General features: G+C 69.2%; 22 protein-coding genes. 13 read left to right on the forward strand and 9 right to left on the reverse strand.

The genetic code is table 11. From position 1 onward, the window contains the following. Nucleotides 1-91: 91 nt before the first annotated feature. Together AACZ75_RS01900 and AACZ75_RS01905 are read left to right on the forward strand one after the other, a co-directional pair. Nucleotides 92-1,837, forward strand: coding sequence for an autotransporter assembly complex family protein (locus AACZ75_RS01900; RefSeq protein WP_339870879.1), 1,746 nt, complete (start codon nucleotides 92-94; stop codon nucleotides 1,835-1,837). After that, a complete protein-coding gene (locus tag AACZ75_RS01905; RefSeq protein WP_339870880.1) occupies nucleotides 1,834-6,078 on the forward strand; it encodes a translocation/assembly module TamB domain-containing protein in 4,245 nt (1,414 codons plus the stop codon). The genes AACZ75_RS01900 and AACZ75_RS01905 overlap by 4 nt, the downstream gene beginning before the upstream one ends. A gap of 32 nt (nucleotides 6,079-6,110) precedes the next feature. Here the strand turns inward: AACZ75_RS01905 and AACZ75_RS01910 are convergent, their stop codons facing one another. Further along, complete coding sequence (locus tag AACZ75_RS01910; protein WP_339870881.1) at nucleotides 6,111-6,650, reverse strand: hypothetical protein; 540 nt, start codon at nucleotides 6,648-6,650, stop codon at nucleotides 6,111-6,113. A 115-nt stretch (nucleotides 6,651-6,765) separates the two neighbouring features. On the opposite strand from AACZ75_RS01910, the gene AACZ75_RS01915 reads away from it, so the two are divergent. From AACZ75_RS01915 to AACZ75_RS01950, 8 genes are read left to right on the forward strand one after another with little or no spacing between them, the layout of a single operon-like run. After that, on the forward strand, nucleotides 6,766-8,016 hold the full coding sequence (locus tag AACZ75_RS01915; protein ID WP_339870882.1) for a hydrolase: 1,251 nt from the start codon (nucleotides 6,766-6,768) through the stop codon (nucleotides 8,014-8,016). A gap of 4 nt (nucleotides 8,017-8,020) precedes the next feature. Then, the gene (locus AACZ75_RS01920; protein ID WP_339870883.1) at nucleotides 8,021-9,028 is read left to right on the forward strand and encodes an arginine N-succinyltransferase; all 1,008 of its coding nucleotides are present in this window, start codon (nucleotides 8,021-8,023) and stop codon (nucleotides 9,026-9,028) included. Nucleotides 9,029-9,052: 24 nt separating this feature from the next. Beyond that, complete coding sequence (gene astD, locus AACZ75_RS01925; RefSeq protein WP_339870884.1) at nucleotides 9,053-10,471, forward strand: succinylglutamate-semialdehyde dehydrogenase; 1,419 nt, start codon at nucleotides 9,053-9,055, stop codon at nucleotides 10,469-10,471. Beyond that, a complete protein-coding gene (astB, locus tag AACZ75_RS01930; RefSeq protein ID WP_339870885.1) occupies nucleotides 10,468-11,802 on the forward strand; it encodes an N-succinylarginine dihydrolase in 1,335 nt (444 codons plus the stop codon). The genes astD and astB overlap by 4 nt, the downstream gene beginning before the upstream one ends. Before the next feature lie 4 nt (nucleotides 11,803-11,806). Continuing rightward, nucleotides 11,807-12,349, forward strand: coding sequence for a GNAT family N-acetyltransferase (locus AACZ75_RS01935; protein WP_339870886.1), 543 nt, complete (start codon nucleotides 11,807-11,809; stop codon nucleotides 12,347-12,349). 54 nt (nucleotides 12,350-12,403) lie between these two features. Continuing rightward, the gene (locus tag AACZ75_RS01940) at nucleotides 12,404-13,024 is read left to right on the forward strand and encodes a DUF998 domain-containing protein (RefSeq protein WP_339870887.1); all 621 of its coding nucleotides are present in this window, start codon (nucleotides 12,404-12,406) and stop codon (nucleotides 13,022-13,024) included. Then, a complete protein-coding gene (locus AACZ75_RS01945; protein WP_339870888.1) occupies nucleotides 13,021-13,464 on the forward strand; it encodes a hypothetical protein in 444 nt (147 codons plus the stop codon). Before AACZ75_RS01940 ends, AACZ75_RS01945 begins: the two co-directional genes overlap by 4 nt. Nucleotides 13,465-13,472: 8 nt before the next feature. Continuing rightward, the gene (locus tag AACZ75_RS01950) at nucleotides 13,473-14,750 is read left to right on the forward strand and encodes an MFS transporter (RefSeq protein ID WP_339870889.1); all 1,278 of its coding nucleotides are present in this window, start codon (nucleotides 13,473-13,475) and stop codon (nucleotides 14,748-14,750) included. Here AACZ75_RS01950 and AACZ75_RS01955 read toward each other — a convergent pair whose 3' ends face one another. Beyond that, nucleotides 14,751-15,719 carry a LytTR family DNA-binding domain-containing protein gene (locus AACZ75_RS01955; RefSeq protein ID WP_339870890.1) on the reverse strand — a complete coding sequence of 323 codons (969 nt, stop codon included), beginning with the start codon at nucleotides 15,717-15,719 and terminating at the stop codon, nucleotides 14,751-14,753. A 10-nt stretch (nucleotides 15,720-15,729) separates the two neighbouring features. Between AACZ75_RS01955 and AACZ75_RS01960 the strand changes: the two genes are divergently transcribed. Next, entirely contained in the window at nucleotides 15,730-16,965 is a 1,236-nt protein-coding gene (locus AACZ75_RS01960; RefSeq protein WP_339870892.1) for an acyltransferase family protein, read from the forward strand. On the opposite strand, the gene phhA is transcribed toward AACZ75_RS01960, so the two are convergent. Together phhA and hspQ are read right to left on the reverse strand one after the other, a co-directional pair. After that, nucleotides 16,932-17,807: a phenylalanine 4-monooxygenase gene (gene phhA, locus AACZ75_RS01965; protein WP_339870893.1), complete on the reverse strand. Its 876-nt coding sequence runs from the start codon at nucleotides 17,805-17,807 to the stop codon at nucleotides 16,932-16,934. The two genes, AACZ75_RS01960 and phhA, sit on opposite strands and share 34 nt — an antisense overlap. An 83-nt stretch (nucleotides 17,808-17,890) precedes the next feature. Beyond that, complete coding sequence (gene hspQ, locus AACZ75_RS01970; protein ID WP_339870895.1) at nucleotides 17,891-18,205, reverse strand: heat shock protein HspQ; 315 nt, start codon at nucleotides 18,203-18,205, stop codon at nucleotides 17,891-17,893. A 145-nt stretch (nucleotides 18,206-18,350) separates the two neighbouring features. On the opposite strand from hspQ, the gene AACZ75_RS01975 reads away from it, so the two are divergent. After that, nucleotides 18,351-19,457 carry a Ppx/GppA phosphatase family protein gene (locus AACZ75_RS01975; protein ID WP_339870896.1) on the forward strand — a complete coding sequence of 369 codons (1,107 nt, stop codon included), beginning with the start codon at nucleotides 18,351-18,353 and terminating at the stop codon, nucleotides 19,455-19,457. Here AACZ75_RS01975 and AACZ75_RS01980 read toward each other — a convergent pair. The 5 genes from AACZ75_RS01980 to gyrA are packed head-to-tail and all read right to left on the reverse strand — an operon-like array spanning nucleotide 19,436 to nucleotide 25,379. Beyond that, nucleotides 19,436-20,347, reverse strand: a complete 912-nt coding sequence (locus tag AACZ75_RS01980) for a peptidylprolyl isomerase (RefSeq protein WP_339870897.1) — start codon at nucleotides 20,345-20,347, stop codon at nucleotides 19,436-19,438. The two genes, AACZ75_RS01975 and AACZ75_RS01980, sit on opposite strands and share 22 nt — an antisense overlap. Before the next feature lie 23 nt (nucleotides 20,348-20,370). Further along, on the reverse strand, nucleotides 20,371-21,237 hold the full coding sequence (locus AACZ75_RS01985; RefSeq protein ID WP_339870898.1) for a peptidylprolyl isomerase: 867 nt from the start codon (nucleotides 21,235-21,237) through the stop codon (nucleotides 20,371-20,373). Continuing rightward, nucleotides 21,234-21,722, reverse strand: coding sequence for a pantetheine-phosphate adenylyltransferase (coaD, locus tag AACZ75_RS01990; protein WP_339870900.1), 489 nt, complete (start codon nucleotides 21,720-21,722; stop codon nucleotides 21,234-21,236). The genes AACZ75_RS01985 and coaD overlap by 4 nt, the downstream gene beginning before the upstream one ends. A 51-nt stretch (nucleotides 21,723-21,773) precedes the next feature. Next, on the reverse strand, nucleotides 21,774-22,577 hold the full coding sequence (locus AACZ75_RS01995; RefSeq protein WP_339870901.1) for an aminotransferase class IV: 804 nt from the start codon (nucleotides 22,575-22,577) through the stop codon (nucleotides 21,774-21,776). 3 nt (nucleotides 22,578-22,580) lie between these two features. Beyond that, entirely contained in the window at nucleotides 22,581-25,379 is a 2,799-nt protein-coding gene (gene gyrA / locus AACZ75_RS02000) for a DNA gyrase subunit A (RefSeq protein ID WP_339870902.1), read from the reverse strand. A gap of 124 nt (nucleotides 25,380-25,503) precedes the next feature. On the opposite strand from gyrA, the gene AACZ75_RS02005 reads away from it, so the two are divergent. Further along, complete coding sequence (locus AACZ75_RS02005; protein WP_339870903.1) at nucleotides 25,504-26,067, forward strand: superoxide dismutase family protein; 564 nt, start codon at nucleotides 25,504-25,506, stop codon at nucleotides 26,065-26,067. The last annotated feature ends 35 nt before the right edge of the window (nucleotides 26,068-26,102 follow it).

Raw genomic sequence — 26,102 nt, forward strand, 5'->3', positions numbered from 1 at the left:
GACTTGCTCCCGGTCTGTCCCGACTGACGTTGTCGAAGGTTCAAGCTTGACGCCCAGGCCCAATCTATTCCTCACCGGGCTTGTACTCTGGTTGAGCTGGGCCGCCGCCGCGGCGGCCGAACCCAGGGCCCAGATCCGGGGCGACCTGGACAGCGCCCTGCGCAGCCAGCTGGAACGCGCCATCGGCGAGGTCGAGGGGGCACCCGGCAGCCGGTTCGAAGCCCGCCGCCGGGCTCGCGGCGCGGTCGAGGCCGCCGACGCGCTGCTGCGTTCGGAAGGCTACTACCAGTCAACCATCGAGGATGTGGTCGAGGGCGACGAGAACCCCGTCGCCATCATCGATATCCAGCCCGGCCGGCGGTTCCACCTGACCGAACCCACCATCCTGTGGGCCGACCCGGCTCCGGACCCGGAAACCGGCGCGGCGGTAAACGGCGAAATCGGCCTGACGCCGGGCGAGCCGGGACGCGCGGTCGATGTCATTGCCGCCGAGGGCCGGATCGTCGCCGGCCTGACCCGCCGCGGCTATGCCGACGCCAGAACCCAGCCGCGCCGGGTCGTCGTCGACCATGAGAGCTTTACCGTCGATCCGGAATTCCACATCCAGGCCGGACGGCTCGTGCGACTGGACGGCATCCGGCTGGAAACCCGCGGCCCGACCAATCCCGCCTGGGTCGTCGGCCTGACCCCGTGGACCGAAGGCGACCGCTATGACCCCGACAAGGTCGCCGAACTGGAGCGACGCCTGCTCGAAACCGGCGTTTACGATGGCGTAGGCGTCGCCCTGTCCCCGCAGGACCAGATCAATGCCGACGGCCTGCGACCGATCATCGTCACCCTGACCGACCGGCCCCGCCGCATCCTTGAGGCCGGGGCCACCTTCTCGACCGCCGAGGGGTCGGGGGTCGACGTCATCTGGACCCACTACAACCGGTTCGGGCGGGCCGACACCCTGCGCTACCAGGCGCGTCTGGCCGACATCAACAGCCGCATCGGGGCTGATCTCGGCCTGCCTCACTGGCGGCGTCCGGGTCGGACCCTGACCCTGTCGGGTGCCCTGGTCAACGAGGACACCGACGCCTACCGCCGCACCGCGCTCACCGTATCGGCCGACCTGCGCCAGCGCCTGGGACGGACCTCATGGCTCAGCTACGGCGTCGGGATCGACGCCGGCAACTACAATGAAAACCGCTTTGATCCGCTGACCAACTCGCCGGTCAATTTCGATCGCGACCTGGTGATCCTGACGGGGCGCGGCAGCGCCTATGTCGACCGGTCCAATGACCCGCTGGACCCGACCCGGGGCTGGCGCATGTCCCTGTCCGCCCAGCCCACGGTCGTGGGCGGCGAGGAAAGCGTGGCCTTCCTGCGCAGCGAGAGCCAGGTCACCGGCTATCTGCCGCTCCGGGACAGCGGCACGACCGTCCTGGCCGGACGCCTCCGGCTCGGTGCGATCCTCGGCGGCAGTGAATTGACCGTGCCGTCTGATCGTCTGTTCTATTCGGGCGGCGGCGGGTCGGTGCGCGGATTCACCTATCAGGGCGTCGGGCCCCGCCTGCCGGACAATACGCCGCGCGGCGGCCTGTCCCTGTTCGAGACCTCGGTGGAACTGCGCCACGACGTCGGCCGGGGTTTCGGGGCCGTGGTCTTCCTGGACGCCGGCTCGATCGGCTTCCAGCCGACCCCGGATGTGTCCAACCTGCGGTACGGGGCCGGCTTCGGCGTCCGCTACAAATTGCCGTTCGGGCCGATCCGCGCCGACATCGCCTTCCCGATAGACAAGCGCGACGGCGACGCCGACTTCCAGGTCTACGTCAGCATCGGTCAGGCGTTTTGACCGGGCCCCGCTCCCCGGACGCCGACCCGCCCGCGGTCCCCGACACCCCGGCTGAAACGGCGCGGAAGAAGCGCACGCGGCTGCAGGCGCTGGCCTTCTTCGGCGGCATCGCCACGGCCGTCCTGGTGGCGCTTCTGGTCCTCGGCCTGGTGGGGGGCCGCATGTACCTGTTGTCGGACTCCGGTCGCAACCTGGTCACCACCTTTGCCTCGGGCCAGAAGCTCGGCCGGTTCGGTCGCCTGAATGTCGAGGGAGTCCGGGGCGACCTGTTCGACGACTTCACCATCGACCGGGTCACCGTCACGGACGCCAAGGGTATCTGGCTCGAGGCCCGCAACGTCCATGTCGACTGGTCCTACTGGGCGCTGGTTGGCCGGCGCTTTCACGCGACGACGCTCACCGCCGACGTCATCCGGCTGATCCGCAGGCCCGAGCTGGAACCGTCGCTGGAGCCGCCGGGACCCGCCCCCCTGGCCATCGACATCGATTCCTTTCGCGCCGACGTCGAACTGCTGGAGGACTTCAGCAAGGAGTACGGCCGCTGGAAGCTGACCGGCGAGGCTGACATCCCGCGCAACGGGACCAAGACCGCCAGGGTCAACGCCCTGAGCAACAGCCGCGAGGGTGACTTCCTGCATCTGACCGCGAGCTTCGGCGGCAAGATCGAGGATATGCGCGTCAATCTACGCGCCAGCGAGGCCCGCGGCGGTCCGATCGCCGGTGCGCTGGGCTATTCCCCGGATCAGCCCTTTTCGGCCACCGCCGTGGTGAACGGCGAAATCGTCGACGCCGTGGTGCGCACCGGCGATTTCACTCCCCTGATCGTCAAGGGTCGGTACGGCGAGGACGGAGCGCGGGTCGGCGGCTTCATCGATTTCTCCGGGTCGGACCTGCTGCGGCCCTTCATCGGTCGTATCGGCCGCAAGGCCCGGTTCGGCTTCGCCGCCGTGCCCGACGCCGGTCGTGACGGGTATCAGGGTATCGCCTGGCGACTGCGGGCCGACAACATCAACTCCCGCGCCCGCGGCATGATCCGGCTGGACGACCGCAGCGCGCCGGACGGCATCCGGGTCGAGGTCTCGACACCGTCGCTGAGCCGGATGCTGGACCGTCCGTTCGCCGGGGCATCGGCCTGGACCGGGGTGTTCAGGGGCGACGCCAAGGTCTGGACCCTGGACGGGGCCGTGGCCCTGAGCGCCGCCGAGTTGATCAGTTATCGCGCCGCCCGGGTCGCCGGACCGCTGGACATCCAGGCCCGCAACGGCCGCTACACCGTCGACACTGATCTGAGCGCCACCGGCGGTTCGGTCGCGGGCGCGGTCGGGACCCTGTTGGGGGCCACCCCCCGGGTTCAGCTGAAGGCCACCCGCTCGATCGACGGCGCGGTGCTGCTGGAACGGATCCAGGCCCGGGGCCAGGCCCTTGAGATCACCGGAACCGGCGGACGGAATCTGGGCGGGGCCCTGAGCTTCCGTGGCCGCGCGGCCATCACCGACCTGGCACGCCTGCGCAGCGGTGCCGGCGGCTCACTCGGCGGGGCGGTCACAGCGGTCGCCAACCGGCCGGGCGCCCCCTGGCGACTGACCCTGGATGCCCGCGGACAGCGGCTCAAGACCGGCATGGCGGAACTGGACCGCCTGCTGGGCACGACGCCGCGACTGCAGTTGGACGGGGCCTTCACGGCCGGGAGACTGGAAATCGAACCCGCCCGTCTGACCGGTGCCGCCGGCCGGGCGAGCGCGCGCGGCCTGATCGAGGGCGACGGTCGCCTGCGGCTGGCGCTGGACTGGACCGCCGAGGGCCCGTTCGGGGTCGGCCCGGTCGAGGTCGATGGCACCATGACCGGCGACGGGGCCCTGACCGGAACGCTGGCCAATCCGCGTGCCGACCTGCGCGCCCATTTCGACAGCGTCGCCGCGGGACCGCTGAATCTAACCGGTGCCGATCTGGTCCTCAGCTTCCGCCGCGGCAACGACGAATCCGATGGCCGGCTCGCCCTGACCGCCGGATCGAAATACGGTCCGGCCACGGCCTCGGGCAATTTCTTCCTCGGGGGCGACCGTATTCGCCTGACGGATGTGGACCTGAACGCCGGCGGCCTGGCCGCCCGGGGCGCGATCGGCCTGTCCAGCCGCGTGCCGTCCAGCGCCGACCTGACGTTCACCGCCCGCCCCGGGGCCTTCCTGGCCACCGGCACCGCCGACGGGCGAATCCGTCTGACCGAAGACAGTGGCCAGGCCGCGCGCAGTGCGGCCATCGTCAATGTTCGGGGGCGCAATGTGCGGCTGGTCGGCTCCAGCTATGTGCTGCGCACCTTCGACCTGAACGGCACGGGGACCCTGGCCAGCCTGCCCTTCACCCTGTCGGCTGACGTCGGCGGGACGGTTCCTGTCCAGTTCAACGGCGGGGGCACCTATTCGCGCCAGGCCGATGCCCAGACCGTCGTCCTGCGCGGGGGCGGCCGAGTGCGCGATATCGCCTTCAGCACCCGAAATCCGGCCGTTGTCGCCCTGTCCGGTGACGGTCGCCTGATCCGGCTGGATGTCGGCGTCGGGGGCGGCGTGTTGCTGGGCGAGCTGCGCCAGGACTCCCGGGCCGCCATCTTCCAGGCCGATCTGACCAGCGTCGAGCTCGGATCCCTCGCGGCGGACATGCGTGGCCGTGTGACCGGGCGCGTGGCCCTGCGCGGGACGGGCGACGACCTGTCCGGCTCGGCCAATGTCACCCTGCAGGACGTGCGCAGCATCGACGCCCCGCGCGGACTGTCCATCGACGGCACGCTGAATGCCCTGCTGGTCGACAACAGCCTGAGCATCAAGGCCGATGTCCGGGACGAGGGCGCGGTGACCGCCCTCGTCGACATGACCCTGCCGGTGGTGGCCTCGGCCGCGCCGCTGCGGCTGGCGGTGGCCCGCACGCGACCGATGGCGGGCACGGTGTCGATCCGGGGCCAGATCCAGCCGATCTGGGACCTGTTCCTGGGTGGGGAGCGGTCACTGACCGGACAGATCAATGCCAATGCCACCCTGGCCGGCAGCCTGAACGAACCCCGGCTGAACGGGCGACTCGACCTGACCGAGGGCACCTTCCGCGACACCACCACCGGGGTGCGGCTGGCCAATATGACCCTGGCCAGCCGTTTCGACGACACCACGGCCCTGATCCAGACATTCACGGCCGGCGACGGGGCGGGTGGTACCGTCAGCGGCGACGGCCGCATCGGTCTGCGCCAGGGATCGGACTCCAGCTTCCAGCTGGCTCTGACCCGCTTCCGTATCATCGACAACGACATCGCCCGGGCCCAGGCCACAGGGCCGGTGACGGTCACGCGCGCCGCCGACGGCAAGATCCAGCTGACGGGTCAGATGGACATCGACGAGGCCCGGATCGAAGCCAATGTACCGGGCTCGAACGGGATCGTTCGCATGGATGTGGTCGAGGTGAATCGCCCCGGTGGTGACCCGATCGCCGACGACCAGGTCCGTTCGCGAGGCGTACAGATCGGACTCGACATCGCCCTGCGTTCACGCGGCGGTGACATCGTCGTCGTCGGACGCGGTCTGAATGTGGCGATGAGTGTCGACGCCCGGGTCACCGGCTCCATCGCCCGACCGATACTGACCGGCAATGCCAATGTGATCCGCGGTGACTATGAGTTCGCCGGCAAGCGTTTCGTCTTCGACGATCAGGGCACGGTCAGCCTGTCGACCAATCCCGCCCGCATCCGGCTGAACCTGTCGGCCGTGCGCGACGACCCGGCCCTGACGGCGACGATCCGGGTCACCGGAACCGCGGAGTCGCCGAAGATCGCCCTGACCTCCACCCCGTCCCTGCCCCAGGACGAGATCCTGTCCCAGGTCCTGTTCGGCCGCTCGGCCTCGCAGCTGTCGCCGTTCGAGGCGGCCCAGCTGGCCTCGGGTGTGGCGTCCCTGGCCGGGGGCGGCGGTTTCGATGTGATCGGCAACCTGCGCGAACTGGCCGGACTGGACCGGCTGTCGTTCGGCGGCGAGGCCTCGGCCCTGACCGTCGCCGGCGGCCGCTACATCTCCGACGATGTCTATCTGGAGATCATCGGTGGCGGCGAAGGCGGCGCGGCCGTCAATGTCGAGTGGCAGGTACGGCGCAATCTGGCCGTCAGTTCCAAATTCGGTGGAGAGGGCGACGCCAGCCTGTCGATTCGCTGGCGCCGCCAGTCCGGGGTCCCGGGCACGACCGGAACGGACCGCCGTCCCAACCGGTGACCGGACCCACCCCCTCGGGGGGCGGGCGTGGATCAACCCGCCGTCTTGTCCAGCTTGATCGCGCCGCGCAGGCCGCCGAGGTGCAACAGGGTGCAGACCGCGGCGACGACCAGACCCACAATCATGCGCCAGGCCGGGTTCATCGCCGTGGCGTCAACGCCGATTCCACCCGCCGAAACGATGCCGAACACGTCGGTCAGCAGTGCATAGGCGGACAGCATCAGAAAGATGATGGGGATGTAGCGGTTGGGCCGGGTCCACTGAAACCAGCCGAGCGCCAGCTGAACCACGACGATGATTCCGGCGAAGATCAGTCCGGTCTGGGCACCGTTGGCGATGATCGAATTGGCCAGGGCTGCGGCCTCGGCCGACTGCCCCTCGGTCTGGACGGCCACCGCCGCCGTCATCGCCGCCTGGATACGCTCCAGGTTCATCATCATCCAGACAAAGCCGACCCCGCCCCAGGCCGCCGACAGCCACAACGCCATGGCGCTCATCCGCGCCGCCGACCGCGCCTCGTCCGGACCCGCGATGGTCGCCAGCGGATTCGCGGCCTTGATCCAGTTTGTCATTCAAAATCCTCCCTCGTTGATCGCAACGCTAGCGCGCATTGTGGGGAATTCGAAGCGGTCTGACACGGAGACTTCACCTTCACCTTTGGCTTCTGTCCCGCTAGGGTCCGCGCGCATGCAAATTCTCCCTCACGACCAGACCGCGCTCGACCATGTCGCAGCGCGCGAAACCACGATCATCGGGCGCACGATCGCCTGGGCCGCGATCAATTCCGGCAGTCGCAACGCCGACGGTCTGAACGCCATGCTGGCCGTGCTGGAGGCCGAGGCCCGGACCCTGCCGGCCGAAGTCGTCCGCATCCCGACCAAAGGCTCGACCACCGTCGGCGACGATGGCTCGGTGCGCACCGAGGCCCATGCCGACGCCCTCAAGATCATCTGCCGTCCCGACGCCCCGATCCAGATCGTCCTGACCGGCCACTACGACACCGTCTTCCCGGTCGACAGCGCCTTCCAGACCGTGGTGACCCGCGCGGACGGGGCGCTGAACGGGCCCGGCGTCGCCGACATGAAGGGCGGCATCTCGGTCATGCTGGCCGCACTGGAAGCCTTCGAGACCCATCCCGACCGCGCGCGCGTCGGCTGGACCGTGCTGCTGTCGCCGGACGAGGAGATCGGCTCGCCCGCCTCGGCCCCGCTGCTGGCCGAACTGGGCGCGCGCGGCCATGTCGGCCTGACCTATGAGCCGGCCATGTCCGACGGCTCCATGGCCGGGGCGCGCAAGGGCAGCGGAAACTTCCACCTGATCGTCTCGGGCAAGGCCGCCCACGCCGGACGCGCCTTCCACGAGGGGGCCAATGCCGTGGCCGGGGCCGCCATCCTCGCCGCCGCCCTGCACGCCCTGAACGGCCGGCACGAGGGCGTCACCGTCAATGTGGCCAGGATCTCGGGCGGCGCGCCGCTGAATGTCGTCGCCGACAATGCCGTGGTCCGCTTCAATGTCCGGGTGCCCGACAAGGTCGCCGCCGACTGGACCCTGGCCGCGGTGAAGGCCATCGCCGCCACCCCGCCGTTCGCCGGCCTGACCCTGGACCTGCACGGCGGCTTCACCCGCCCGCCCAAGCCGATGGACGCCTCCCAGGCCGCCCTGTTCGAGGCTGTGCGCGAAGCCGGGGCCCTGCTGGGCCAGCCGATCGCCTGGTCGCCCTCGGGCGGCGTGTGCGAGGGCAACAACCTGCACGCGGCGGGCCTGCCCAATATCGACACCCTGGGCGTCCGCGGCGGCGACATTCACTCGGACCAGGAATTCGCCTGGCCCGACAGTTTCGTGGAACGGGCCCAACTGAGCGCCCTGATCCTGTGCAAGATCGCCTCGGGCGAGATCGACGCCGAGCGGCTGAAGGCCCTGCGTCTGGAGACGATGTAAATCCATGCTTGTTGTGCGCCCCGCCGGCCCGGCCGATCTCGACCACCTGCTTGAACTGGCCATCCTCAGCGGGCCGGGCTTCACCAGCCTGCCCGAGGATCCGGACCAGCTGTCCGAACGCCTCGACCTCAGCCGGGACAGTTTCTCGGGCAAGCTGGATCCCAAGGCCTGCTGGTACACGGTCATGCTGGAAGAGAGCGACACCGGCGACGTCGACGGTATCGGCTCGGTCAAGGCGGCCGTCGGTCTGAACCGGCCCTTCTTCTCGTTCCGGGTGGTGACCAATACCCAGTCCTCGCCCTCGGTCGACGTCAAGCTGGATCACCAGACCCTGGTGCTCGTCAATGAATGCACCGGCTGGACCGAGGTCGGCTCACTCTTCCTCAAGGCCGATCGCCGCAAGGGCGGGGCCGGACGCCTGCTCAGCCAGGCCCGCTACATGCTGATCGGGGCCCAGCCCGAGCTGTTCAACGAGAATGTCCTGGCCGAGCTGCGCGGCGTCTTCACCCCCGACGGCGGCTGCCCGTTCTGGGACCACGTGGCCCACAAATTCTTCCCGATGCCGTTCGACGAGGCGGACATGATGACCGGCTCGACCGACAAGCAGTTCATCCTCGACCTGGCCCCGCGCCATCCCATCTATATCGAGCTGCTGCCCGAACCGGCCCGCGCCGTGATCGGCAAGGTTCACCCCCAGGGCGTGCCGGCCATGGCCCTGCTCGAGAGCGAGGGCTTCCGACCCAACGGCCTGGTCGACATCTTCGACGCCGGTCCGACCGTGGCCTGCGGTCGCGACAACATCCGCACCGTGCGCGACGCCCGGCCGATGACCGTGGCCATCGGCGACCATGTCGAGGCCGAACTGCCCTCGCTGATCTCGACCGACTCGGTCACCGCGTTCCGCGCCGTGCGCCAGAAGGTCGGCGTCGAGGGGGATGTCGCCACCCTGTCCGCCGAAACCGCCGACGCCCTGCGGGTCAAGGCGGGCGACGTCGTGCGTGTGAAGGCCTAGGCCCAAGGAAAGATGAGCAGTCCCATGACCCGTTTCACCTCGATCGATCCCGCCACCGGCGACACCGTCTGGGAAGGCCCGGCCGCCACCGGCGAGCAGGTCGCCGCAGCCGTGACCGCCGCCCGCGCCGCCTTCCCCGACTGGGCCGACCGCCCGCGTCAGGACCGGGTCGACGCCATGCTGCGCTACCAGGCGGCGCTGAAGGCCCGCGCCCCGGCCATGGCCGAGGCGATCAGCCGCGAGACCGGCAAGGCCCTGTGGGAGACCACGGCGGAGCTGGGCTCCATGGCCGGCAAGGTCGACCTGTCGATCAAGGCCTATGACGAGCGCACCGGCGAACGCACCAGCGAGACCCCGTTCGGCACCGCCACCCTGCGCCACCGGCCGCATGGCGTCGCCGCGGTGCTGGGCCCGTTCAACTTCCCCGGCCACCTGCCCAACGGCCATATCGTCCCGGCCCTGCTGGCCGGTGACACCGTGGTGTTCAAGCCGTCGGAGGAGACCCCGCACACCGGCCAGCTGATGGCCGAATGCCTGGCCGAGGCCGACCTGCCGACCGGCGTATTCAACCTGATCCAGGGCGCGCGCGACACCGGTGCCGCCCTGCTGGACCAGCCGATCGACGCCCTGATGTTCACCGGCTCGGGTGCTGCCGGGGCGCATTTCCGCAAGAAATTCGCCGAGGACCCGCACGTCATCCTCGCCCTCGAGCTGGGCGGCAACAATCCGCTGGTGGTCTGGGACGCGGCCGACGCCGAGGCCGTGGCCGGGATCGTGGTCCAGTCGGCCTTCATCACCACCGGCCAGCGCTGCTCCTGCGCCCGCCGGCTGATCGTGCCCGAGGGTCCGCAGGGTGACGCCATCATCGAGGCCGTCGCCGCCCTGGTCGACCGGCTGATCTTCGCCCCGTGGAACAGCACCCCGGAACCCTACGGCGGCCCGCTGATCTCGCCCAAGGCCGCCGAGGCCGCCCTGTCCGCCCTCCAGCAACGCATCGCCGCCGGGGCCAGGGTCATCCGCGCCTCGGGCCCGGTCGACAACCTGCCGGGGGCCTTCGTCAAACCCGCCATCATCGAGGTCACGGGCGTGACCGTGCCGGACGAGGAGATGTTCGCCCCCTTCCTGTCCGTGACCCGCGCCGCCAGTTTCGACGCCGCCATCGCCGAGGCCAATGCCACCCGTTATGGCCTCAGCGCCGGTCTGGTCAGCGACAACCCGGCCCACTGGGATCATTTAATCCGTCGCATCCGTGCCGGCGTCGTCAATTTCAACCGCCCGACCACCGGGGCCGCCGGCAACATGCCGTTCGGCGGCCTGGGGGCCAGCGGCAATCATCGCCCGTCGGCCTACTATGCCGCCGACTACTGCGCCTATCCCGTCGCCAGTTTCGAGGCCGGGGCCGTGAAGAATATCGAGGGTGAAATCAAGGGATTGCGCGGGTGACCCCCGCCGTCGAAGCCAATGCCGACGGCCTGATCGGCCCGACCCATTCCTATGCGGGCCTGAGTCCTGGCAATCTGGCCTCCAGCCTGAACAAGGGCGAGGCCTCGAACCCGCGCGCCGCCGTGTTGCAGGGGCTCGACAAGATGAAGACCCTGGCCGATCTGGGCCTGCCGCAATATGTGCTGCCGCCGCATGAGCGGCCCGACATCCCCTTCCTGCGCACCCTGGGCTTCACCGGCAGCGACGCCGCCGTGCTGGAACGGGCCTGGCAGGACGCCCCCGGCTTCGCCGCCGCCGCCTGTTCGGCCTCGCCGATGTGGGCCGCCAACGCCGCGACCGTGACGCCCAGCGCCGACGCCGCCGACGGCCGGGTCCATTTCACCCCGGCCAATCTGCACACCAACCTGCACCGTTCGCTGGAACACGCCCAGACCAAACGGGCGCTGGACGCCCTGTTCCCCGACCCGACCCGGTTCGCGGTGCATGACGCCCTGCCCGCGGTGGCCCATCTGGCCGATGAGGGGGCCGCCAACCATGTGCGCCTGTGCGCCGAACACGGGGCACCCGGGGTCAATCTGCTGGTCTGGGGTCGCGAGGCCTTCGAGCCCTGGGCCGATGCCTTCCCCGCCCGCCAGACGCATGAGGCCTCACAGGCCATCGCCCGTCGCCATCAGGCCGCACGGCCGGTGTTTCCGCGCCAGTCGCGCGCCGCCATCGCCGGCGGCACCTTCCACAATGACGTGGTCTGCGTCGGGGCGCTGGAGACCCTGTTCTTCCACGCGCTGGCCTTCGAGGACACGGCCGGCACCAAGGCCGCGATCCGCGCCGCCGCCGACGGCCTGTTCGAGCCGCAATTCGTCGAGGTCTCGACCGCCGACCTGCCGCTGGCCGACGCCATCAGCTCCTATCTGTTCAACTCCATGCTGGTGCAGATTCCCGGCGAGGACCGGCTGACCCTGATCTGCCCGACCGAGACCCGCGACAACCCGCGCAGTCACTCGGTGGCCGAGGCTCTGGCCGCCTCCAACGGTCCGATCGGGGCGGTGCGCTATGTCGACGTGCGCCAGTCGATGCGCAACGGCGGCGGCCCCGCCTGTCTGCGCCTGCGTGTGGTGCTGACCGAGGCTGAGCAGGCCGCCACCAATCCGGCCATGCGGCTGACCGACGTCCTGCACGCCCGCCTGTCGACCTGGGCCGGCCGCTGGTACCGCGAGGCCCTGCGCCCCGCCGACCTGGCCGACCCGCAACTGCTGATCGAAAGCCGCGGGGCACTGGACGAATTGACCGGCATCCTCAACCTGGGTGCCAGCTTCTATCCGTTCCAGCGCTAGGTCCGTGTCCCGGTTTACCCATCGCGTCGCCACCGCCGCCGACATCCCGGCCCTGGTGACGCATATGGACCGGGCCATCACCGGGCCACTGGCCGCCTTCCTGACCCCGGACCAGATCGCCGCCAGCCGCAGACTGATGGGCATCGACAGCCAGCTGATCGCCGACGGCACCTTCTGGATCGTAGCGGTCGACGGGGCGCTGGCCGGATGCGGCGGCTGGAGCGGGCGCATCACCGAATACGGCGGCGACCATACCCCCGGTCGGGTGCCGACGGCGCTGGTCCCGGGGATGGACGCCGCCCGCATCCGCGCCATGTACACGGCCCCGGAATTCGTGCGTCAGGGCGTCGGGCGGGTGATCCTGGACCTGTGCGAGTCCGCCGCGAGCCAGGCGGGCTTTGACCGGGCCGAACTGGTCGCCACCCTCGGCGGCGAACCCCTGTATCGGTCCGCCGGCTACCTCGAGATCGAACGGTTCGAGGATGATCGCGGCGGTGCCCCGGTGCCGCTGGTTCGCATGGGCAAACGACTGGCCGCAAACCCGTGATTGGCCCGGCGGACGAACCCCGCTAGCCTCGGCGCGAACCGGCACGAGGACACGATGATCAGAACCCTGGCTTTCGGCTCCGCGATCCTCAGCCTGCTGATCCTCGCGGGGCTGACCGTGGCCGGGGGGCTGGTCTATCCCGACTACAACCACCTGACCCAGTATATCAGCGAACTGGGGGCCACCGGTGCCGTCACCGGCCCGGCGGTCAGGCCGGCCTTCGTCGCATCCGGCATCCTGCTGACCCTGTTCTGGCTGCTGTGCATCGGCCTGTTCCCGCGGTCTCTCCTGGCCACGGCCGGCTTCGGACTCAGCAGCCTGAACGGCCTGGGCCTGCTGCTCGGCGGCGTCTTTCCCTGCGCCTTTGAATGCAGCCTGGCCGATCCGCCGCTGTATGCCATTCTCCACGATGTGTTCAGCGGGATCGGCTATCTGGCCGGAATCGCCGGAGTCTGCCTGATCGCCCTGGCCGCGCGACGCTGGCCGCGGGACCGGGTCCTGTATCCGCTGGGTCTGGCCTGCGGCATCCCCGCCGCCGCCGCCGTCTGGCTGCTGCACCCCGGCTTTGAATGGTATGGCGCGGCCCAGCGGGTCGTCGAACTGGCGCTGGCCATCTTCACCATCGCCGTGGCGATGCGCCTGCCGGCCCGCGCTCAAGGTGAAGGGACCGCATGACCGGACTCCGCAATCCCGCCCTCGTCGCCGGGGGCATCCTGAGCGGCGCGGCCTCGCTCTTGCATGTCGCCTGCATCATCGGGGGCCCCGCCTGGTACCGGTTCTTCGGCGCGGGTGAAGGCATGGCCACCCTGGCCGAGCAGGGCTCACTGACACCGACCCTGATCACCCTGGGGATCGCGACGGTCCTCGCCATCTGGGCCGGCTACGCCTTTTCCGGCGCGGGTCTTCTGCCCCGGCTGCCCTTGCTGCGCACCGGACTGGTCGTGATCTCCGCCATCTACCTGTTGCGCGGACTGGTGCTGATCCCGGCGCTGGTGATCAACGATGGCGCGGTCCAGCCCTTCGTTCTGTGGAGCTCGCTGATCGTCCTCGTCTATGGTCTCGCCTATGCATTCGGGACCTGGACCGGATGGTCCAGCCTGGCCCCCCGACGGTGAGCGGTGCCATGACCCCGGCCCGCCGCCTGCGCAACATCATCGGCGGCTCGGCCGGCAATCTGGTCGAATGGTTCGACTGGTTCGCCTATTCCGCCTTCGCCCTCTATTTCGCCCCCGTCTTCTTCCCTGAAGGCGACGACACCGCGACCCTGCTGAAGGCCGCCGCGGTCTTTGCCGTCGGCTTCCTGATGCGACCGATCGGGGCCTGGATCATGGGGGTCTATGCCGACCGGCGCGGGCGCAAGGCGGGCCTGACCCTGTCCGTCACGCTGATGTGCACCGGCAGTCTGATCATCGCCTGCACGCCCGGCTATGCCACCATCGGTCTGGCCGCCCCGGCGCTGCTGCTGCTGGCGCGGATGATCCAGGGCCTCAGCGTCGGCGGCGAATACGGCTCCTCGGCCACCTATCTGTCGGAGATGGCCACGGCGAAGCATCGCGGCTTCTGGTCCAGCCTCCAGTATGTGACGCTGATCTCGGGCCAGTTGCTGGCCCTGATGCTGCTGATCGGCCTGCAGAAGACCCTGACGCCGGACCAGCTGGCCGCCTGGGGCTGGCGCGTGCCCTTCTTCGTCGGGGCGGCGCTGGCGGTGATCGTTTTCTGGCTGCGGCGGCGTCTGGACGAGACCCGCGCCTTCATCGCCACCGACACGGCCGAAGCCCCGAAATCCAGCGCCCTGCTGCTGGTGCTGAAGCATCCGAAGGAGGCCCTGCTGGTGCTGGGCCTGACCGCCGGCGGCACGCTGGCCTTCTATACCTACACCACCTATCTGCAGAAATTCCTCGTCAACACCACCGGCTTCAGCAAGGCCACGGCGACCGAGATCAGCGCCGCCGCCCTGTTCATCTTCATGCTGCTGCAGCCGGCGGTCGGGGCCCTGTCCGACCGGATCGGCCGCCGCCCGGTGATGATCGCCTTCGGAGTCGGCGGGGTGCTGTTCACCGTGCCGATCATGACCGCCCTGTCGACGGCCCAGAGCCCGCTGGTCGCCTTCGCCCTGTCGCTGAGCGCCCTGGTCATCGTCAGCGGCTATACCGCCATCAATGCCGTGGTGAAGGCCGAACTGTTCCCGGCCCATATACGCGCCCTCGGCGTGGCCCTGCCCTATGCGATCGCCAATGCCGTGTTCGGCGGCACCGCCGAATATGCCGCGCTGTGGTTCAAGGACATCGGCCTGGAGAGCGCCTTCTACTGGTATGTCACCGGCATGATCGGCGTGTCCCTGCTGGTCTTCATCTTCATGCGCGACACCCGCAAGGCCAGCCTGATCGTCCACGCCGACTGATCAGTCGGGAGCCTTCAGCCGCTCCAGCGCCTGGGGAAAGCGACGCGACAGCGGGGCCTCGACCGGGCCCAGCTCGACGGTCCAGTCGCCCGAGCCCTCGGGCCGCAACCCGGTGACCCGGCGCGCATTGACCAGCCAGGACCGGTGGACCCGGACGAAGCCGAACCCTTCCAGCTCGACCTCGATCGCCGCCAGCGTCGCCCGCATCAGCGGCCGCCGCCCGTCGGCCAGACAGAATTCGACATAGTTGCCGGCCGAGGACACGGCGACGATCTGGTCCAGCGGCGCGCGGATGATCCGCCCGCCGTCGCGGATGTCGAAACTGACCGGTCGCAGCGGGACCGTGCGGGCCCGACGCAACCGGCCGATCAGCCAGAACACGGCGACGAAGGTGCCGTAGGTCAGCAGGTCCTTGCGGAATTCATAGAGGAACCGGCCGACCAGATCGCCGATCAGATACGGCCCCGCCTCGAGCAGGCGGTAGGCGAGACGCCTCAGGGCCAGGAACCCGCCGACGTGAAGCATCGAATAGACCAGCGCCCCGGTCAGGTGGACCCCGGCAAAGCGCAGCCGCCGGTGCCAGCCCGGTCCGCGTACATCCTCCGGCGGGGCGACGGCCGTGGTCAGCCAGGGCAGCCAGATCAGGGCCAGCAGCAACAGGACGCTGGACCCCTCCCAGACCCAGGGCTCCCACCAGGCGAGATGGGGCATGTCGCTCAGGACGGTCAGGGCATTGACCGCCATCACCAGGCCGGAAACCAGGGCAATGGCCAGCCAGCCGGCGGCCAGGTCGCGCCGGTCGGCCCGACGCAGGCGTGCCCGCAGCGTGGCCGGTTCGCCGTCCGCCCCTGAAAACGGGCCGCCGGTCCCCGTCATCGCCCCGCCGTCCCGGCCGTCCGGCCGTCCGCCCCCCGGCGCTTGTCGCAGCTGACGCTCCGGTGCGACCTCGGAGGATCGATCATCCTTCATGGAGTCTCCCATGTCCGCCGCCTCTGTCCCGGACGCCCCGGGTCGTCGTCATGATCTGGACTGGATCCGCGTCGGCGCCTTCCTGCTGTTGATTCTGTACCACGTGGGCATGGTCTATGTGCCCTGGGACTTCCACGTGAACAGTCCCCGCCCGGTCGAGGCGCTGGAACCGGTGATGATGCTGGTCAATCCGTGGCGGCTGACCCTGCTGTTTCTCGTCTCCGGGGCGGCGACCCGGTTTCTCGTCGACGGCTTCGCCGCGCGCGGCGGGCATGCCGGGCCGCGCCTGGCCGGGTCGCGCCTGCTGCGGCTGTTCCCGCCGCTGGTGTTCGGCATGTTCGTGATCGTCCCGCCACAGAGCTATTTCCAGATCTATGCCGCCCTGCAGGGCCTCGGCGTCGCCGATCCGGCCAACTCCCCGTTGCTGGAGAATTTCTGGGTCCACTATGCGACCTCATGGGGCCAGTGGTGCAATGCGGACGGCTGCCTGCGCACCCCGACCTGGAACCATCTGTGGTTCATCGCCTATCTGCTGCCCTACGGCCTGATCCTCGCCGTCGCCATCGCCGTCGCCGGGCGACCGCTGCGGGCCCTGGGGCGGGCGCTGGAACGGCCGCTGGCCGGCTGGGGCCTGCTGCTCTGGCCGATGCTGTGGTTTGTGCTCCTGCGCCTGACCCTGGCTCCGCATTTCGAGATCACCCACGACCTGACCAGCGACTGGTACAATCACGCCGTCTCGTTCGGGGCCTATCTGTTCGGCTTCCTGACCGCCCGGTCGGAGGTGCTGAAGGCGGCCTATATCCGGATGCGCCGTCCGGCCCTGGGCCTGGCCCTGCTCAGCTGGGCCGCCTGGGCGGGCTATGCCTGGATCTACCGCGCCGATGACGCCATGCCGTCCGAGGCCCTGCGCATGACCATGCGGGTCGTCTACGGCATCGACCAGTGGACCTTCATGGCGGCCGTGCTCGGCTACGGGGCCCGCTACCTGACCCGGGGCGGACCGGTGCTGCGCTATCTGACGGTCGGCGTCTTCCCCTTCTACATCGTGCACCAGACGGTGATCATCACCACGGCCCACTATCTGATGCCGCTGAATCTGCCGTTGTCGGCCGAGGCCGGCCTGGTGCTCGGGGCGACGCTCGCCGGCTGTCTGCTGACCTATGAGGTCGCCCGCCGGATCGGCTGGTTCGGCCTTCTTCTGGGGGTCAAGCCTCAGGCGGCGAAACGTCCGCCCCGGGCCGCATAGGCCTGGGTGCCACGGGTGAAGACCCGGTCATCGGGCAGGATGGCGTCGATGGCGATATCCTCCGCGCCCTTCAGCCGCTGATAGATGGGGCCGAAATCCTTCAGGGTTTCGGCCTTCAGCGCCTCGATCGAGTCGATGACGAAATAGACCTGCTGGAAGTCGTCGATCCGGTACAGGGTCCGCATCACCCGCTCCAGATCGAAGCCCAGCCGGTTGGGCGACGGGTCTTCCAGCGCGAAGACGCTCTCGGTCGCCGAGGAGACGATGCCCGCGCCATAGATGCGCAGGCCATCGGCGTCCTGCATCAGGCCGAACTCGACCGTGTACCAGTACAGGCGCGCGAGGTTCTGCAGCATGCCCAGGCCGGCCGCGCGCTGCCCGCCCTTGCCATAGGCCTCCATATAGGCGGCGAAATCCGGGTCGGTCAGCATCGGCACATGGCCGAAGACGTCGTGGAAGATGTCGGGTTCCTGCAGATAGTCCAGCTGATCCGGCTTGCGGATGAACTGGCCCGACGGAAAGCGTCGGTTGGCCAGATGATCAAAGAACACCTCGTCCGGCACCAGGCCCGGCACGCACACCACGGTCCAGCCGGTCAGGGCCTGCAGCTTGGGATTCATCGCCGCGAAATCGGGAATGCCGCCGGTGTTCAGATCCAGGGCCTTGAGCCCCTGCAGGAAGACATCGCAGGCCCGGCCCGGCAGGATCTTCATCTGGCGTGCGTACAGGGTGTCCCATGTGCCGTGTTCGACGGCCGTATAGGCGTCCCAGTCCTGCGGAATGGTCCAGTCCGCCGCCGCCCCTTCGGGCGGAGCTTCAAAGACGTGCTCGAAATCGGACATGGGGCGCTCCTGCACTGAACCCTGACAGCGGTTGACCCCAGTCTAGTCGTTCGCTCCGATGGCGTCACCCGCGACCCGGGACCTCAGTGGATCTGATGCGTCCGCGGAGCCATGTGGCCCCGGGCATCGACGCGGAACATGCGGGCCTCGTCGGCCCGGGGCAGGCGCGCCAGCTCATCGTCGGCCTCCAGGGTGGCTTCGGCGGCATAGACGACGAAGCCGCTGTCATCCCCGATCGCATAGATCTGGTAGAAGGGCTCCTCCGCCTGGGCGGCACTCGGTTCATCGGCCGGGCCGGCATAGGTCGCGTCGACGTCAATCACCACGCCGCGAAAGGCGTTGTCGCGGTGACGGACGATCTGGCCGAGGCCGAATTTGGCAGTCTGGGTATTCATCATGCCCCCATCCTGCACCCCGGTGCCTGAGCGGAATGCCCGCGTCCCTGTTCATTTTCGCGACAGATTGGCTTGGCACAGACGACGCCCGCGGACTACGATGACCGCGACGGGCGCCGTTCCGGACCGCCCATTTGAAAGTTCGGCCATGCCGGAGATCGACGGCGCGCCTGCACGGCGCGACGACCGGTCCCGGCCCCGACGGCCTGACGGTCACGGGGCGACAGGCCGGGATGCGCCACTCTATGGCGCGCTCGACCTGGGGACCAACAATTGCCGACTGCTGATCGCGAAACCGTCGCGGGACGGCTTCCATGTGGTCGATTCCTTCAGCCGCATCGTCCGCCTCGGCGACGGCCTGTCGCGGACGGGCCGGCTGGACGACGACGCCATGGAGCGGGCCTACCAGGCCCTGCACCTGTGCGCGGAGCGCGTGGCCCGCAAGGGTCTGGAGTCCACCCGTCTGTCCGCCGTCGCCACCCAGGCCTGTCGCCAGGCCGACAACGGACAGGCCTTCATCGAACGGGTCCGCGTCGGGACCGGTCTGCAGCTGCGCATCATCGATCCGGTCGAGGAGGCGCGGCTGGCGGTCGAGGGCTGTCTCAACCTGTTCGACGCCGAGGCCGAGGCCATTCTGGTGGTCGATGTCGGGGGCGGGTCCACCGAACTGTCCTGGTTGCGACGCGAGGGCGGACGCTTCCGGACGGTGGCGTGGATGTCGACACCGATCGGCGTCGTCACCCTGGCGGAACGCCATCCTGAACCCGAGTCCGGTCATGACCGGTGGTTCGAGGCCATGGTCTCCGACATGGGCGTTGCCCTGGCCGTGGCGGATGTCGACCCCGGCATGCATGCGCTGTTCACCGGCGGCCGCGCCCATATGGTCGGCACGTCAGGTGCCATCACCAGCCTGGCGGGCATTCACCTCGGCCTTGACCGCTACCAGCGCAACCGGGTCGACGGTCTTTGGATGACGAGCGACGATTGCGAAAAGGCGACCGAGACCCTGCAGCGGCTCGGTCCGGCCGGTCGCGCGGCCGAGGCCTGCATCGGCCCCGACAGGGCCGATCTGGTGCTGGCCGGTGCCGCCATCATGGCCGCTGTCCAGCGGGCCTGGCCGTGCGAACGGGTCCGCGTCGCCGACCGGGGTCTTCGCGAGGGCCTGCTGCTGAAGCGGATGCGCGAGGATCGCGTCCCCGCCCGTCGTCGCCGCAACCGGGGCCGCAACCGGCCTCAGCCGCCGGCGGCGACCTGAGCCTGGGAAACCTCGACCGGCAGGGTGATGTCACAGACCGAAAAGTCCGCGCCCCGCGCCTGTCGCACCTGTTCGGCCAGGGTCCGGAAGCCGGCGGATCGCGTGTCGAGGACACGCACCACCGGACGGCCGACCTCCGGCAGATCGGCGGCGACCCGGACCCGGGTCATCCGGTCCGGTTCCGCCGTGACCATGCCGTTGTCGCCCTCACCCGGTTTCAACGCGCGCACCACATCCAGCCCCGACACCACCGTACCCCAGACCGTGTAGCGCTTGTCGAGCGCCGGATAGGCCTGGCGCATCAGGAAGAACTGGCTGTTGGCCGTGTCATTGCCCTCGTCCCGGGCCATGCCGGCCACGCCGGGGCAGTACAGGCCCCAGCCGTGCACCTTGCCGTCCCCGGTCAGGGCCATGGCCGCGTCCGGCTGGGTCTGGACCGGCAGGGAATGGACGAATCCGACCAGGGCTCCGGCGGGCGCGGCGACCGCGGTGAACGCCACCGAGGCATCGCGACGGAAGGTGAATTCCGCCGCCAGGTCCGGATAGGGACTCTGGCCCTCGCCACTGCCCAGTGGATCGCCGGTCTGGGCCATGAACCAGTCGATCACCCGATGCCAGGTCAGGCCGTCAAAAAAGCCGGCGCGGGCCAGCAGCCGGATGCGTTCGACGTGCAGCGGGGCCAGCTCCGGTGCCATCTCGAGCAGGATCCGGCCGCGGTTGGTGTCGATGATCAGCAGGTTTGCCGCCGGCACGGTGCGCCATTCAGACGCGGCAGCGGCCACGACGCGGGGAGCCCCCGGCGGCGGCGGCCCGCCGACGTCCTGGGCCTGGACCAGGCCCGCCCCGGCACAGACGGCCAGTCCGGCCAGAATCGCAGTCGCTCGTCTCATCGTCGCCCCTCCCGCGGACATGGTCAGCCGCCGACCAGTTCGGCGGCCGGTTGCAGATCACAGATGCTGAAGCGGACGCCGCGCGCGGCCCGCACCCGCTCGACCTCGGCCTGAAACGCGGCCGACGAGGGCGACTGCACCCGCACGGCCGGGCGTTCACCCTCCGGCAGGGCCGCAGCCGTGCGCACCCGTGTCATCGAATCCGGCGAGTCGGTGACGCGGCCATCCGTCGCCTCGGGACCGGTTTTCAGGGCCTTGACCACATCCAGGCCGACGACCACCCGACCGAAGGTCGTGTACAGGCCGTTGAGGCTGTCGTTCTCGTCCATCATCAGGAAGAACTGGCTGTTGGCGCTGTCCGCACCCGACGACCGCGCCATGCCGGCCACGGCCGGACAGAACAGCCCGCTGGCGGCGGTCTTGAAGTCCGCGGTGACAAACATCTGCGCGTCCGGCTGGGTCACCACCGGCATGGACCCGAGGATGCCTCGCAGACCGTCGCCGCTGTTGGGAATGGCGACAAATCCGCTGTCGGCTCCGCGGCGGAAACCGAACTCACCGGCGAGATCCGGCAACGTGCTGCCGTTCATCCCGGTCCCGGTGGGGTCCCCGGTCTGGGCCATGAAGCCCGCGATCACCCGGTGGAAGACGATGCCGTCATAAAAGCCCTGATCGGCCAGGGTCCGGATACGCGTGATGTGGTTCGGAGCGATGCGCGGCTCAAGCTCGACCAGGACCCGTCCCTTGGTCGTGTCGATGACCAGCAGGTTCTCCGGCGCGATCGTGCGCCAGTCGCTCGCCGCAGGGGTCTGCGCCGAGGCCGCACCGGCCGCCGTCAACAGCGCGACGGCGGCGGCGGTCGCCGCCAGGGTTCCGAAGGGTTTGTTCATGCGTGTTCCTTGACCTTGGCCCGGACCTGTTCGGCGACCGACGGGCTGACGAAACTGTCGATCGCACCGTCCAGACGGGCGATCTCCTTGACCAGACGCGAGGCCACGGCCTGGTGGCGCGGGTCCGCCATCAGAAACACGGTCTCGATGTCGGCATTGAGACGCTGGTTCATCGCCGTCATCTGGAATTCATACTCGAAATCCGCGACCGCGCGCAGACCGCGCACGATCATCTGGGCCCCGAGATGCTCGGCGAAATGCATCAGCAGGGTCGAAAAGGGCTGAACCACAATATCGGCGTCGATACCGACGACCTCGGCACGCACCATCTCCACCCGCTCGGCCGTGCTGAACAGCGGCCCCTTGTCATCGTTGCGGGCCACACCGATCACCAGCCGGTCGACCAGCTTCACGGCGCGGCCGATGATATCCATATGCCCGTTGGTCACCGGATCGAAGGTGCCGGGATAAAGCCCGATACGCATGCCGTTTTCTTCCCCGCTTTCTGTGGGTTTAGCACCTGCCAAAAGGCGAGCCTAGATCGCCTGGACCGGGTTCGATCGCCAGGCCCGGTCCAGGCGGGTGATCAGATCCGGATCGGCGGCGAGCCCGCGGCCGTCGATCGCCGTGACCGCGCAGGCCGGCGTGGCGCTGTTGCAGATGAAGGCGGCGTCGAACCGGTCCAGGTCATCCAGCCGCACGGGCGCGACCCGGGCCGTCAGGCCGACGCTGGCCAGACCCCGTCCGATCAGCGCCTGGGTCACGCCCGCCAGCATCGGAGCCTCGGGCCAGGTCAGGGCATCGCCACGGACAAAACCGATATTCCACAGCGGCCCTTCGGAAATCCGGCCGTCGGCATCGGTGAACAGGGCGTCGTCGAACCCGGCCGCGCGGGCCAGCCGGCGCGCCCGGATCAGGGGAAAGGTGGCGGTATGCTTGAGGTGGGCGGCGTCGCGGACATGGGTCTGGACCTGAAGGCGCACGCGCTCGGCCAGCGGCGGCGGCGGCGGCGCTGTGGCGATCATGACCCTGGGGCGGCCGGTCCAGTCCGGCGTCCGGGGGCCGATGTCCGGCGAAAACAGCGAGACCCGCAACCATGCGGCCTGGCGATCGCCCAGCGCTGCCCGCATCAGTTCGCGCAGGCGGGCCTCCCCGACCGGCTCGCCAAACAATTCGATGGCCCCGGCCTCAAGCCGCGCCAAATGCAGGTCCAGCCCACGCACCCCGCCGTCCTCGACAAGGAGCGAGGTGTAGGCCCCGTAATTAACCAGGGCGAGACCGCTCAGGTCAGCCTGGGTGGCCGGCGCGCCGTCCACCAGGATCTCGCGGTCAGGCCCCATGGGTCAGGCGTCACCGCCCTCGTCGTCATCCGGGGCAATGGTCGTGCCGTCGTCCTCGTCACCGATATCGTCGTCGTCCCCGGCGACCTCGGCCAGGCGCTCGACCGACACGACCCGCTCACCCTCGGCGGTGCGGAAGATGGTCACCCCCTGGCTGGTGCGGCCGACGGTGCGGACCTGGCTGACCGGGGTCCGGATCATCTGACCGCCCGAGGTGACCAGCAACAGTTCGTCGCCGTCCTCGACCGGGAAGGAGGCCGCCAGCCGGTCCCCTGCCCGACCGCCCAGCCCGTGGGCCGTCAGGCCCTGGCCGCCGCGCCCGGTGCGCCGGTACTCATAGGCCGACGACCGTTTGCCGAAGCCGGTCTCGGTCACGGTCAGGATGAACTGTTCGGCCGCGCCGAGTTCGGCGATCCGTTCGATCGACAGGGCCGCGTCGCCGTTGCCCTCGTCCTCGTCGTCCGCCTCGACCACTGTCGTCTCGTCGTCGCCGTCCCCGGCCGCGCGGCGCATGGCCGTGGCATGTTTGACATAGGCGGAGCGCTCGTCCGGCGTGGCATCGACCCGGCCGAGCACGGCCATGGAGATGACTTGGTCGCCGGCCTTCAGACGCACGCCGCGCACGCCGGTCGAATCCCGGCCCTTGAACACGCGCACATCGTCGGCCTTGAAGCGGATGGCCCGGCCCAGGGCGGTGGTCAGCATCACATCGTCATCGGCCGTGCACAGGGCGACACCGACCATGTGGTCACCCTCCTCCAGCTTCATGGCGATCTTGCCGGCCCGGTTGACCGTGGCGAAGTCGCTGAGCTTGTTACGCCGCACATCCCCCGAGCGGGTAGCGAACATGATGTCGTAATTGCCCCAGTCGGCCTCGTCCTCGGGCAGGGGCAGCACATTCATGATGCTGTCGCCCGGCTCGATCGGCAGCAGGTTGACGAAGGCCTTGCCGCGCGAGGTCGGCCCGCCCAGCGGCAGACGCCAGGTCTTCAGCTTGTAGGCCTTGCCGTTGGTGGCGAAGAACAGCACCGGCGTATGGGTCGAGGCCGAGAACACGCCGACGATGGCGTCCTCGTCCTTCATCGTCATGCCGGACTTGCCCTTGCCGCCGCGATGCTGGGTCCGGTAGGCGTTCAGCGCCACCCGTTTGACATAGCCGCCGTGGGTCACGGTCACGACCATGTCCTCACGCGGGATCAGGTCCTCGTCTTCCAGCTCGAAATCGCCGTCACCGATCTCGGTGCGGCGCGGCACGGCAAACTCCTCCCGCACCGCCAGCAGGTCGGCGCGGATCACGGCCAGGATGTTGGCGCGATCCGACAGCAGCAACAGGTGTTTGGCGATGGTGTCGGCCAGGCCGCGCGCCTCGTTGAAGATGTCTTCGCGACCCAGGCCGGTCAGGCGCGACAGGGTCAGGGCCAGGATGGCCCGCGCCTGTTCGTCGGTCAGGTTCAGCTTGTCGCCCTCGACCAGCATCGAGCGCGGATCGGCGATCAGCTCGATCAGGGCCATCATGTCCCCGACCGGCCACGGCTTGGCCTGCAGCCGCTCGCGCGCCTCGGCCGGATCGGCCGAGCTGCGGATGATGTGGATGACCTCGTCGATATTGGCCACGGCCACGGCCAGACCGACCAGCACGTGACCGCGGTCGCGGGCCTTGGCCAGCTCGAACTTGACCCGCCGGACCACGACCTCTTCCCGGAAGTCGAGGAAGACCTCGAGCATCTTGCGCAGGCCCATCTGTTCGGGACGGCCGTGGTTCAGCGCCAGCATGTTGACGCCGAACGAGCTCTGCATCGCCGTATAGCGCCACAGCTGGTTCAGGATCACATCACCCGAGGCGTCGCGCTTCAGCTCGATCACCATCCGCATGCCCTGACGGTCGCTCTCGTCGCGCACGTCGGAAATGCCCTCGATCCGCTTCTCGCGCACCATCTCGGCGATGCGTTCGATCAGGGTCTGCTTGTTGACCTGGAACGGCAGCTCGGTAACGACGATGGCTTCGCGGTCCTTGCGGATCGTCTCGACCGTGGCCTTGCCGCGCACGATGACCGAGCCGCGACCTTCACGCAGGGCGTTGCGCGGGGCGGTGCGCCCCATGATCTCGCCGCCGGTCGGGAAGTCGGGGCCCGGAACCAGGTCCAGCAGGGCATCGTCGCTGACCTCGGGATCGTCCAGCAGGGCCACGCAGGCGTCGATGATCTCGCCGAGGTTATGCGGCGGGATGTTGGTGGCCATGCCGACGGCGATGCCGCCCGCGCCATTGACCAGCAGGTTCGGAATCCGCGCCGGCAGGACGACCGGCTCCAGTTCCTTCTCGTCATAGTTCAGCTGGAAATCGACCGTGTCCTTGTCGATGTCGGCCAGCAGGGCCACGGCGGCCGGGGCCATCCTGGCCTCGGTGTAACGCATGGAGGCTGGCATATCGCCGTCGACCGAGCCGAAATTGCCCTGGCCGTCGACCAGCATCAGCCCCATCGAGAACGGCTGCGCCATGCGCACCAGCGCCATATAGACCGAGGCGTCGCCGTGCGGGTGGAACCGGCCCAGCACGTCACCGACCACACGGGCGCATTTCGAATACGAGCGCTCGGGCGTCATGTTCAGGTCGTGCATCGAATACAGGATGCGCCGGTGCACGGGCTTCAGCCCGTCGCGCGCGTCCGGCAGGGCCCGCGACACGATCACGCTCATGGCGTAGTCGAGGTAGGAGCGTTTCAGCTCTTCCTCGATCGTGATGGTGGAAATGTCGCCGTGCGCGCCGGACGGGGGCACGGGGGTCTCGGAGGTGTCGTCGGTCAAGGAAATCGGGCTTTAAATGGCCGGAATCGGAACGTGATCCGCTATAAGGGTTTTCTAGCATCCAGGTCGTCGCGAGGCAAAGTTTCAGGACCCGCGAAAGCCGTCTGTGAAAGGAATTTTCGCCATGCGCGCCATTCTCCTCTCCGCTGCCCTGCTGCTGCCCGCCGGGGCCTGTGCCAGCCTGCCCGAAAACCCCGACCGGCCGCAGCCCGTCGGGCGGGCAGCGATGGGGGATTTCGGCGAGGCGACCCTCCGAAACGCGGCGGGGCAGACCATCGGGCGCGCCGTCCTGACCCAGGGACCGACCGGCCTGCTGATCCGCATCGAGGCCACCGGCCTGACCCCCGGCTGGCACGGGGTTCATATCCACGCCACAGGCCGCTGCGACGCGCCCTTCACCTCGGCCGGCGGCCACATCAATCACCCCACGACCGTGCCGCATGGCCTGCTGAACCCCGACGGTCCCGACGACGGCGACCTGCCCGGCATCTTCGCCGATGCGACCGGGCGGGTGAATGCCGAGCTCTTCACGACCCGGGCCCGCATCGCCGCCACCGGCCCCGGCCAATGGCTGTGGGACAGCGACGGCTCGGCCCTGGTCATTCACGCCGGCCCGGACGATCATCACAGCCAGCCGATCGGTGGGGCCGGAGCCCGCGTCGCCTGCGGCGTAATGGCGGCGGGCTGACGGCGCGGCCCCGGGGACTTCAGCGGTTCGCCGGG

This window comes from uncultured Brevundimonas sp., assembly GCF_963975535.1.
In the GTDB taxonomy this organism is placed as follows: Bacteria; Pseudomonadota; Alphaproteobacteria; order Caulobacterales; family Caulobacteraceae; genus Brevundimonas.

Excerpts from the sequence above, each read along its gene's own strand:
- AACZ75_RS01915 (WP_339870882.1), top strand. The coding sequence starts at position 6,766 with ATGCAAATTCTCCCTCACGACCAGACCGCGCTCGACCATGTCGCAGCG.
- AACZ75_RS01945 (WP_339870888.1), top strand. The coding sequence starts at position 13,021 with ATGACCGGACTCCGCAATCCCGCCCTCGTCGCCGGGGGCATCCTGAGC.
- AACZ75_RS01975 (WP_339870896.1), top strand. The coding sequence starts at position 18,351 with ATGCCGGAGATCGACGGCGCGCCTGCACGGCGCGACGACCGGTCCCGG.
- AACZ75_RS01980 (WP_339870897.1), bottom strand. The coding sequence starts at position 20,347 with ATGAGACGAGCGACTGCGATTCTGGCCGGACTGGCCGTCTGTGCCGGG.
- AACZ75_RS01995 (WP_339870901.1), bottom strand. The coding sequence starts at position 22,577 with ATGGGGCCTGACCGCGAGATCCTGGTGGACGGCGCGCCGGCCACCCAG.
- AACZ75_RS01985 (WP_339870898.1), bottom strand. The coding sequence starts at position 21,237 with ATGAACAAACCCTTCGGAACCCTGGCGGCGACCGCCGCCGCCGTCGCG.
- AACZ75_RS01950 (WP_339870889.1), top strand. The coding sequence starts at position 13,473 with ATGACCCCGGCCCGCCGCCTGCGCAACATCATCGGCGGCTCGGCCGGC.
- AACZ75_RS01955 (WP_339870890.1), bottom strand. The coding sequence starts at position 15,719 with ATGAAGGATGATCGATCCTCCGAGGTCGCACCGGAGCGTCAGCTGCGA.
- AACZ75_RS01940 (WP_339870887.1), top strand. The coding sequence starts at position 12,404 with ATGATCAGAACCCTGGCTTTCGGCTCCGCGATCCTCAGCCTGCTGATC.
- AACZ75_RS01920 (WP_339870883.1), top strand. The coding sequence starts at position 8,021 with ATGCTTGTTGTGCGCCCCGCCGGCCCGGCCGATCTCGACCACCTGCTT.
- AACZ75_RS02005 (WP_339870903.1), top strand. The coding sequence starts at position 25,504 with ATGCGCGCCATTCTCCTCTCCGCTGCCCTGCTGCTGCCCGCCGGGGCC.
- phhA (WP_339870893.1), bottom strand. The coding sequence starts at position 17,807 with ATGTCCGATTTCGAGCACGTCTTTGAAGCTCCGCCCGAAGGGGCGGCG.
- coaD (WP_339870900.1), bottom strand. The coding sequence starts at position 21,722 with ATGCGTATCGGGCTTTATCCCGGCACCTTCGATCCGGTGACCAACGGG.
- AACZ75_RS01960 (WP_339870892.1), top strand. The coding sequence starts at position 15,730 with ATGTCCGCCGCCTCTGTCCCGGACGCCCCGGGTCGTCGTCATGATCTG.
- AACZ75_RS01910 (WP_339870881.1), bottom strand. The coding sequence starts at position 6,650 with ATGACAAACTGGATCAAGGCCGCGAATCCGCTGGCGACCATCGCGGGT.
- astD (WP_339870884.1), top strand. The coding sequence starts at position 9,053 with ATGACCCGTTTCACCTCGATCGATCCCGCCACCGGCGACACCGTCTGG.
- hspQ (WP_339870895.1), bottom strand. The coding sequence starts at position 18,205 with ATGATGAATACCCAGACTGCCAAATTCGGCCTCGGCCAGATCGTCCGT.